The sequence below is a fragment of the Bacillus sp. PSXD-155 genome, from assembly GCF_049310765.1.
In the GTDB taxonomy this organism is placed as follows: domain Bacteria; phylum Bacillota; class Bacilli; order Bacillales; family Bacillaceae_G; genus Bacillus_A; species Bacillus_A cereus.
This window is the reverse complement of record NZ_JBMOWC010000049.1, coordinates 24,279-33,431: the sequence shown is the minus strand read 5'-3', so window position 1 is coordinate 33,431 and position 9,153 is coordinate 24,279. Positions and strand designations below refer to the sequence as shown.

Below are 9,153 nucleotides of genomic sequence, written 5' to 3'. Positions count from 1 at the left end.
CTGCAACAGGAAAGAACAAACATATAATAATAAAAAGAATTACTTATATTATAATTTAATAATAAGACAAAAATATTGAGAAAATTTAGAATGAATTGAATGTCACTACACGCTTAATTATAATTGATTAGGAGTTGGAGTAGTAATCTGTCATCTATTCCTTTTTTAAAGAAGATTGATCTCAATCTTCTTTTTTTTGGTGTTTTTTCCTCTTCCTTAAAAAAAGGAAAATAATCACTTAAGAATTGTGGAAATTGCTTGCTTGTAAACTAGTTGTTGCAGACCAAGAGCGTAAAAAAATCCATCAGCGACAAGCAGAATGGATTGCTGTAGCTAAATCTCAAGGAAAGCACTTAGGACGTCCTCAATTTAACCTTTCAACATTAAGCACAAAGCAACTAATTATAATAGAAGAAACTTACCCAAAGTGGAAAAATAGAGAAATAACAGGAGTTAAGTTTATGGAGCTATTAGAACTGAAGAAAAATACTTTTTATAAAATAGTGAAAGAATATGAAGAAAACAAAGTAGAAACTAATTTATAACGAATTAGAGCCGGAAATTTCTTAGAGTAGAAAAATCGGCTTCTTTTATGTCGAAATTTACTTAGCGTATATTTTCGTTAAAATGCGGGTGGTACCCCATGCCCATCAAGCTAAAATTTTATTACACCCCCAGAACGAAATTTTTAGGCTTTCTTGTAATGAAAAAGCTTATTTATTGTTTTGGGGGTGACCTGTTTTCTTAGGTTGATGGCAATGGGCTAGCACCAACAAAGCGTAAACTTCGTACGCTAAGCAAAATTTCATAAAGAAAAAACCGATTTCCTGTACGCTAAGAGATAATCGACTTCTTATTGTTAAGTTATCTGGAGCGCTCTTTCTCGTAATTTACCATGTTTCCCAAAGAAAATAGCAAAAGGTAAGGCTATGAACACATTTACAAAATGACGAGAAAAATGACAAAACTGTAAGAATGCACGAATGTTTGTAAGAAAGTTCGATGTTTTCCTTTTTCTTTTTTTATTATAGTGAAAAAAAGAAGGAGGAATTTGAAAATGTCTTTTTCTCAATTCAATATTGATATTTTTCGAGCAATTAATGATTTAGGTAAACAATATTCATTCCTAAATTCAGCCATGATATTTTCGGCAGAATATATGGTATATATTCTTGGTTTAATTATTATAGCTTATTGGTTTACCGGGTCTAGAAAAAGTAGGATGATGGTTATTCAAGCGATGGTTGCTTTCGTGATTGCTGAGGTGATTGGAAAAATAGCAGGGAAATTTCATTTAAATTATCAACCGTTTGCAGTATTGCCTGATGTGAATAAACTTGTCGACCATGCTGTAGATAATTCATTTCCTAGTGACCATACGATTCTCTTTTATTCGATTTGTTTTTCATTTTGGCTTGTTCGTAAAAAGACTGGATGGTTATGGCTTATACTTGCATTTTGTGTAGCGATCTCTCGTATTTGGGTAGGGGTTCATTATCCTTTTGATGTTGTAATAGGGGCTTTAATAGGATGTGTTTCAGCGTTATTTTCTTATTGGTTAGTACCGAAATTTTCTTTTATCAAGCAATTGCTTACTCTATATGAAAGAGTAGAGAAACATGTTTTACCATCTAAAAACAAATCAAAGGGATTTTGAGTATACAAGTATAAAAGTTAACGTGAAAAGTGGGGGAATTATGGGGAAAGAAATATTATTTGATAATGAAGGTCTGATTCTAAAACTAAATGGGATAACAGGATTACTTGCATTAAAACTAAAATTAAAAATGCCTTATAACACGATTAAGAGTGTGTATGTTGACTATTTTGATCCTCCACAATGGATGCTTCGTATGCCTGGAACATCAATTTCTCCTCTCAATATTTTTGAAGGAAGTTTTAAATATGCTGATGAATGGTACTTTCTCTCTTGTGAAAATAGAGTCCCTCTCGTAATGATTGAATTAAAAGGTCATGAAAAATATAAGTATGTCTTTTTTGAGATTGATGATCCTACTAAAGTAGCCGCAGATATTAGAAAACATATAAAAGATTTGTAAGTATTGACCTATCAATATATTACTTCCGCTAGCGAGAATTTTACCTTTTCACAATTATTTATGAGAATTCGGCTCATTTTTTCCGTTTTGGGGAACAATCAATTTCTTAAGTTGATGGCGATGCAATATCAGACATTTTTAGCTGAAATGGGCAGGAATATTTCAGGAGGGCAAAGACAACGAATAGCTTTGGCCAGGGCACTACTTAATAATCCAACCGTACTAGTATTGGGTGAAGCAACGAGCGCTTTGGATCATATAAGTGAAGCGCGGGCAGATTAATATTTACCAAGTATTAATTGTAAACGAATAGTGATGGCCCATCGGTTATCGACGGTGATGAATAGTGACATGATCATTGTTTTGGAGAATGGGAAGGTTTGCGATGTAGGAAATCACAGTCAGTTGTTACATACTTCAAGTTATTATCAATATTACTATAGAGAAATAAGTTCATAGCTGATTTTTCTTTACAGGCTGTTCTTAATGAATTCATGAAATGAGGCTGTACTTATATTGTAAGGAGTGGGGAAATTGAAAACGGTACTATCGGTGCAACACCTAACGAAAGAAATCAAGGGCAAGTTGATTGTGCAAGACATATCGTTCGATGTGGTAGAGGGAGAGATTATCGGACTACTTGGTGCGAACGGAGCGGGCAAGACAACCACAATGAAGATGATAGTTGGTCTAAGCACAATAAGTGCCGGGGACGTGCAGATTGCAGGTTACAGTATTAAAAGTCAGTTTTCTAAAGCACTCTTCAATGTAGGGGCAGTGATTGAAGCACCTGCATTCTATCCTTATTTGAGTGGGTACGAAAATTTACGTCAATATCAGCGTTTGCACAAAAATGTGAGTAAGGATTGGTTGCTGGAGGTAGCCAGTCTAACCGGTATAGAACATGCGCTTGAGCAGCGAGTAGGCACGTACTCCATGGGAATGAAACAACGCTTGGGAATTGCACAAGCACTACTGCAAAAGCCAAAGTTGCTTGTGTTAGATGAGCCGATGAATGCACTTGATCCTGCTGGTGTCCGTGAAACCCGGAACTATTTAAATAGAATTGCGGCAGAGTTGGGCGTAGCAATTGTGATTTCCAGTCATCAACTGTCTGAGATTGAGCAGATGGCACGCCGAGTGGTTATTATGCAGAATGGCTGCTTAGTGACAGAGCAGCGGATTGATGATGGGTTAAATGATGGGGAATTCTGTATCACACTTCGCATTGATAATGTTGAGCTTACAAGCGAAGTTGTGGTTAACTTTTTTGGGGATGATCATCATGCATTGAATTATATGCAGACAGAGAAATTATCTAACGGTTTGCATACTATGACAGTAGCTATTGATGAAGGTCAAGTTCCAAAGCTGATTCGAGCATTGTGTGATGCCGGGGTGGAAGTTCATCGGGTGTTGCCGGCACATACGAGTTTAGAGGATAAGTTTTTAAAATGGACAACTGCGCGCGGTGAGGTGAGTTAAATTGTTATGGAATGAATGTTTGAAGATAGTGAATAAAAGAATCTTTATTCTTTCACACATTGGTTTTATTGTGATGACGGTACTGTTCTCTTGGGCATACACCAGTAATCTCAAGGCTGATGATACGGTGGCTCAAATGGTAAATGCTTTGCTTGGCCTATCGGGAATGCTTGTTATTCTACCTTGGGCGATTGTTTTGTCACCTCTTATTTGGACGGATGAGTATCAATATGGTACTCTGAAACAACTATTCCTGCATACGTCCTCGCGCTCACGATTGTATGTTGCAAAAATTGCTGCGATGATTTTGCTCATCGTTACGGGTGTTGTTAATATATTCATTGTTTCTTTGTTATTGAATCTCCTGATGGCTCCACAAAACATACAATGGGGCGACATGACGGATGTTATATATTCTATCGGAGCACTTGTATTGCAATGTTGCCTATATGCAAGTCTAGCATCCTTGATTGGCGTGTGGACGAGATCAGCTGCTATCGCAGTAGGCAGTAGCTTAGTGTTATACTTTTTACAAATGATATTTGGAGGTAGTCTCTTATCTACATCATGGACACACATTCTATTCATTCATCATGATGATTTAAGTGTCTATTGGAGCACGTCACAATATAAATCGGAATTAATTGGCTTACCTATGTCGTTAGCGATAGATATCGCCTATATTTTGCTTTTCTTTGCAATTGGATTATGGTTGTTCGTCAAAGAGAGAGGAGCAGACTAAACATAAAATGGAGCTAAGAATGAAAAAAATAGGATACAGTTGTGTCGCTTATGCCGATACTCGGGATAACGGTATGGAAGACAAAATGAAAGTAGCTAATAATGATAAGTGACAATTAATTACGCTAGTCCAATAAACCAGCAGCAGTCTAGGACTTTATTTTTGTCAAAGACTATCGCTGGTTTTACATTAAAGTCAGTCTAACATTTTATCTTTTTCGGGCAGAAACAATAGAATCAGGGGTCCCATCACATCGCTATCAAGCTAATAAAACAAAATTCCCCCTAAAATGAAAAAATACGCTATTCTTTCTATAGAATCATAGGAAAGGATGGCGTTTTAGTATGAATTTATCGATTTCTGATGAATTAGAATTGTTTTCTAAAGAATTGCAACGATATATGTCACCTGATGCTTTAGAGCAATTAGCTAAAAATGTAGGATTTGTTAAACGAAAAAGTAAATACCGCGCACAAGATTTAGTGGCTCTATGTATTTGGTTAAGTCAAAATATTGCCCATACTTCATTGGTACAATTATGTAGTCGATTAGAAGCTAACACAGGCATTTCTATGAGTCCAGAAGGACTCAATCAACGTTTTAATTCTCAGGCTGTTCAGTTTTTACAACAACTCTTAGCACATTTACTTCACCAACAATTTTGTTCTTCTAACAAGATTCCAACTTTGTATACAAACTATTTTCGACGTATTCGTGTATTGGATTCTACACATTTTCAGATTCCGGATAAATTCACTTCTATATATCAAGGTTCAGGTGGTAGTGGTCAAAATGCTGGTGTGAAAATTCAACTAGAGTATGATTTACTAAGTGGTCAATTTCTTCATGTTCATGTAGGATCGGGAAAGCATAATGATAAAACGTATGGTTCTACTTGTTTAGCGTCCCTTCAACCGAACGATGTATGTATACGTGATTTAGGATACTTCGACCTAAAAGACTTACATACTATAGAAGAGTGTAATGCTTATTTTATTTCAAGATTAAAGCTCAATACACGTATATATCAAAAGAATAATGAGCCTGAATACTTTCAAAATGGAACAATAAAAAAGCACTCTGAGTACATCCAATTAGATATGGAGCAATTCATTGACCAATTACAGTCAGGTGAAACATATGAAATTCCTGAAATTTATATTGGAATGTATCAAAAACTTCCTGCAAGACTCATTCTGTACAAATTAACTGAAACACAAATGAAACATAGGCAAAAGGATTTAGCATCTAAAGAACATAAGAAGCAAATTACCTATAAAGAACGTAGTAAGAGGCTTAGTACAATTAACTTTTACATTACAAATATTCCTTTAGAATATCTACCAAAGGAACAAGTATACGATTTTTACTCCTTACGCTGGCAAATTGAACTTATTTTTAAAACATGGAAATCATTTTTTCGTATTCATCACTGTAATTCTGTAAAATTAGAACGACTAGAATGTCACTTATACGGACAATTAATAAGTATCCTTCTTTGTTCCTCCACTATGTTTCAAATGCGCCAATTACTCCTCATCAAGAAGAAACGAGAATTAAGTGAATATAAAGCAATTTATATCATCAAAGATTATTTTCCACTTATTTATCAATCTTTACAAAAAGACACCCAAGAATTAACAAAGATTCTCTTTCGTCTGTTTAATCTCTTACAGAAAAACGGACGAAAATCCCATAGGTATGAGAAGAAAACAGTCTTTGATATCTTAGGCGTCGTATACAACTTTTCTATGTCTCACAGTCATGTAGCGTAATCCAAAAAACTGAAACCTGATAGGGTTTATTTGGCATGCAAATCTTTAAAGAACTTACATTGGTCTTTAGAAAAACGAAAAAATTTCACGTGAAATTAAACTTATATAAGCTTAGCTTGATGGCAATGGGGTGGTACCCCATGCCCATCAACTTAAGGAATGTAAACACCCCCAAAACAACAAATGAGCTGCCTTCTCAAAATAACTAACTGTAGAGAAAGAGAATTTTCATTTAGGGGGTACTTTTATGCTAGAAAAAAGGCTTATAAAGTTGGTAGCTCAAAAATTAAATTAGAATACTCAGTAAGTATATGCTAGACTTGGTTTACCATTTGATTTACTGTTTCCATGTCCTTTACGAGTCGGTGGTTCTTTGTTACACGGAAAAAAAGCAGACTCTCATAAAAGAGCCTGCCTTCCCTGGTTTGTAAAATTAAGAAGCTTTACGTACGTTTGAAGCTTGAGGTCCACGTTGACCTTGCTCCAAATCAAAAGTCACTGCTTGGCCTTCTTCTAAAGTTTTGTAACCTTCGCCTTGAATCGCTGAGAAATGAACGAATACATCGTCTCCACCTTCACGTTCGATGAATCCGAAGCCTTTTTCGCCATTAAACCATTTTACATTACCTTTTTCCATTTGTATTGCCTCCTAGTGTGTAAACACACACAATGTAATACTATCCTTGCTCTCAGTGATCATAAAGGTGAAAAGTTACAAATCCTTTACACCGAACAAAAATAATTCATTTTAATAATAACATTTTTTGTAATAAATGTAAAGGTGAAGAAAAGACAGCTACTATGTTTATGCAAATGTTAGAGCTAAAGAAAAACACGTTTCATAAAATAATGACGGAATATGAGGAAATAAAGTAGGATCTCTCTTATTAGAAATCCTACTTTTTCTTTGGTTGTAAGAATCTTGATGTTTTTGTATCAGAAGAGTATTGTGTATATCGAAAAAAATAAAAGACAACTCCAATTAAGAGTTGTCTTTTTGTGTAATAAAATCCCCAAAATATGAAAATATACAAACGAATATAATACGCTATGGTTGATATTATAACAAAACCGATGAGTATTGAAAATAAAAAGAATGTTGTAATGATTTTTTAAGGTTTTAGTTAAAAAATCATCGAAAATAAACCTTTTATAAAGGTTTCCTTTAAATATGATTATTTTATTTCGAGGGGTTCCTTATAAATCTTAGCTATATATTTTACAAAATCAATGACGGGATAGTATATGAGTGAACGGTGCTGCGTAAAACGAACCCCTGCTTTTTGCATTTTCGAAATGAGTTGTTCAACTTCCATCTCTTTTTGTTGTATTCTATCATAATTTTGATATACAATGTTTTTCCATTGATAGGAAGAGCCGTGAAAATAACTCTCCCCTTTTACCCTGTGACTAAATATAATTTCTATTTTTTCTCTACGTTGTTTTTCCTTCATATGCGCTTCTGTTGACTGCATGTTTATCGCCTCTTCCCTTTTTTGTTGTATAACAAAATTTGGTCTAACTCACCATACATAGCCAATGTACATTGTTCTAGTTGGGATTTGTCGTTTAAGGCTATCTCATCCACTGTATTTGGTTTTCAAGTGCTTAATCTAATATATTGGATTTACATCTAAATAAGTTGTTAATGTGTATAAAACACTATCTATCTTTATTATAAAATGATTCTTTATAAGCATGCACCTTTTTACACTCACGAAGATTTATAACATGACGAGTATCTTCATCCATGAATGTTATTCTGAATTTACTGAGGTTAGTTTCTTTATTTAGGCTAACTAACATATTGTATGCCTCAGTATCTATTTTATAAAAAAAGAAAATAGATGTAACGGTCCCCCTTTTAATAAAAAAATCCTATAAAAATATAGCGCTCTTAAAAGGTTTTGTTACAAATTTATTATGTTTGACTTAAAAAAAGGAACGTAATATTTATTTGTAGAAAATTTTAAGAGTAAAAACAGAATGACTATCTGTGATAAGAAATGGGGGGACTTTTATGCTAACAAATGATTTAGATTTCCGATTAGAACCACGTTTAAAAGAACTGTATGAACAACATAAAATTAGAGCGCAGAAGATAGACTGGGGTTATCATGAATTTTTACCATGGGATAAGGGAATGGACTTTAAAAGAGTTCCTTGGGATGAAAGTCAAGTTACTCTTCCTACTGGTGTAATTACAGCCATTGAAACAGCTTTATTAACAGAAGTGAATTTACCTTGGTTTACAACGTATTTATCTGCGACTTTTAAAGGGTCCCTCTCTGTTATTACAGACTTTATTCATACTTGGACATCAGAAGAGGATCAACATTCGAATCTATTGGAGACATATTTACTACTCACTCGAAGTGTGAATCCTAAACGAATACATGAATTAAGAAAGTCAGTCGTTGAGGGGGGATTTGAGCCTGATTTTCATACACCAATCGAAGCTATGACGTATACGACGCTACAAGAACTTGCAACGATGGTGTTTTACAATAATGTAGCTAAGGTTGCAAGTAAGCACGATTCAGATCTTGCTACATTATTACGTCGTCTTGCCAAAGATGAGACTCTTCATTATGCTTTTTATCGAGACGTCATTCGAACACATTTGGAATTAGAACCTAATTATTGCTATCATATTGCCAATGTGATTAAGAATTTTAAAATGCCAGGTGCCGTCATGCCTGATTTTGAAAATAGAATGGCTGTAATTGCAAAAGAAGCGAACTATGGACCACTACAATATTTTGATCAAGTACTTGATGTAGTGATTGAGTATTGGGGGTTAAAAGCCTTACGACCAATTGCCCCTCTAGCTGAAAAAGCAAGAATTGAGATTTTGGAGTACCACACAAGATTGAAAAAAATAAGGGATCGATTTGGTCGTTTTCAAGGGGAAAACTGATCTACGTTAATGAGTAGAGGTTTCAGAACGTGGGGAAATTCCCCTTCCCTTTATGGGAAATCTGACACACTCCCTATGTTTTTTGTGCTATTCTTATTCGATTTGATTTATGAAGAAAAAGTAATTGACAACGAAAATAATTTTATGATATTATAAAATATTTGATAAAAA

Annotated in this window: 9 protein-coding genes and 2 pseudogenes; 9 read left to right on the top strand and 2 right to left on the bottom strand. The window is 34.5% G+C overall.

The annotated features are described in order from the left end of the window. Window positions 1-275: 275 nt before the first annotated feature. From ACO6VI_RS27520 to ACO6VI_RS27490, 7 genes and pseudogenes are all read left to right on the top strand, one after another. Window positions 276-545: pseudogene (locus tag ACO6VI_RS27520) on the top strand (recombinase family protein); the annotation flags it as partial. Between the two features lie 512 nt (window positions 546-1,057). Beyond that, window positions 1,058-1,657 (top strand): undecaprenyl-diphosphatase, encoded by a 600-nt coding sequence (locus ACO6VI_RS27515; RefSeq protein WP_088021412.1) that lies wholly within the window; start codon window positions 1,058-1,060, stop codon window positions 1,655-1,657. 40 nt (window positions 1,658-1,697) lie between these two features. Then, a complete protein-coding gene (locus ACO6VI_RS27510) occupies window positions 1,698-2,060 on the top strand; it encodes a hypothetical protein (protein WP_063549262.1) in 363 nt (120 codons plus the stop codon). Between the two features lie 60 nt (window positions 2,061-2,120). Continuing rightward, the gene (locus ACO6VI_RS27505) at window positions 2,121-2,342 is read left to right on the top strand and encodes an ATP-binding cassette domain-containing protein (RefSeq protein WP_320561278.1); all 222 of its coding nucleotides are present in this window, start codon (window positions 2,121-2,123) and stop codon (window positions 2,340-2,342) included. A gap of 252 nt (window positions 2,343-2,594) precedes the next feature. Next, window positions 2,595-3,545, top strand: coding sequence for an ABC transporter ATP-binding protein (locus tag ACO6VI_RS27500; RefSeq protein WP_063546642.1), 951 nt, complete (start codon window positions 2,595-2,597; stop codon window positions 3,543-3,545). 1 nt (window position 3,546) lies between these two features. Then, a complete protein-coding gene (locus ACO6VI_RS27495; RefSeq protein WP_063546640.1) occupies window positions 3,547-4,287 on the top strand; it encodes an ABC transporter permease in 741 nt (246 codons plus the stop codon). A 344-nt stretch (window positions 4,288-4,631) separates the two neighbouring features. After that, window positions 4,632-6,062 (top strand): IS4 family transposase, encoded by a 1,431-nt coding sequence (locus ACO6VI_RS27490; RefSeq protein WP_063546638.1) that lies wholly within the window; start codon window positions 4,632-4,634, stop codon window positions 6,060-6,062. A gap of 433 nt (window positions 6,063-6,495) precedes the next feature. On the opposite strand, the gene ACO6VI_RS27485 is transcribed toward ACO6VI_RS27490, so the two are convergent. Further along, window positions 6,496-6,699 (bottom strand): cold-shock protein, encoded by a 204-nt coding sequence (locus ACO6VI_RS27485; RefSeq protein WP_000410775.1) that lies wholly within the window; start codon window positions 6,697-6,699, stop codon window positions 6,496-6,498. A gap of 131 nt (window positions 6,700-6,830) precedes the next feature. On the opposite strand from ACO6VI_RS27485, the pseudogene ACO6VI_RS27480 reads away from it, so the two are divergent. Continuing rightward, a pseudogene (locus tag ACO6VI_RS27480) lies at window positions 6,831-6,938 on the top strand (integrase); the annotation flags it as partial. 299 nt (window positions 6,939-7,237) lie between these two features. Here ACO6VI_RS27480 and ACO6VI_RS27475 read toward each other — a convergent pair. Then, window positions 7,238-7,537, bottom strand: coding sequence for a hypothetical protein (locus ACO6VI_RS27475; RefSeq protein ID WP_161520126.1), 300 nt, complete (start codon window positions 7,535-7,537; stop codon window positions 7,238-7,240). Window positions 7,538-8,082: 545 nt separating this feature from the next. On the opposite strand from ACO6VI_RS27475, the gene ACO6VI_RS27470 reads away from it, so the two are divergent. Then, entirely contained in the window at window positions 8,083-8,982 is a 900-nt protein-coding gene (locus ACO6VI_RS27470; protein ID WP_140157177.1) for an acyl-ACP desaturase, read from the top strand. Window positions 8,983-9,153 lie beyond the last annotated feature (171 nt).

Bases quoted from the DNA above. Each gene is read 5' to 3' on its own strand.
- ACO6VI_RS27515 (WP_088021412.1), top strand. From the start codon at position 1,058: ATGTCTTTTTCTCAATTCAATATTGATATTTTTCGAGCAATTAATGAT.
- ACO6VI_RS27510 (WP_063549262.1), top strand. From the start codon at position 1,698: ATGGGGAAAGAAATATTATTTGATAATGAAGGTCTGATTCTAAAACTA.
- ACO6VI_RS27505 (WP_320561278.1), top strand. From the start codon at position 2,121: ATGAGAATTCGGCTCATTTTTTCCGTTTTGGGGAACAATCAATTTCTT.
- ACO6VI_RS27490 (WP_063546638.1), top strand. From the start codon at position 4,632: ATGAATTTATCGATTTCTGATGAATTAGAATTGTTTTCTAAAGAATTG.
- ACO6VI_RS27485 (WP_000410775.1), bottom strand. From the start codon at position 6,699: ATGGAAAAAGGTAATGTAAAATGGTTTAATGGCGAAAAAGGCTTCGGA.
- ACO6VI_RS27475 (WP_161520126.1), bottom strand. From the start codon at position 7,537: ATGCAGTCAACAGAAGCGCATATGAAGGAAAAACAACGTAGAGAAAAA.
- ACO6VI_RS27470 (WP_140157177.1), top strand. From the start codon at position 8,083: ATGCTAACAAATGATTTAGATTTCCGATTAGAACCACGTTTAAAAGAA.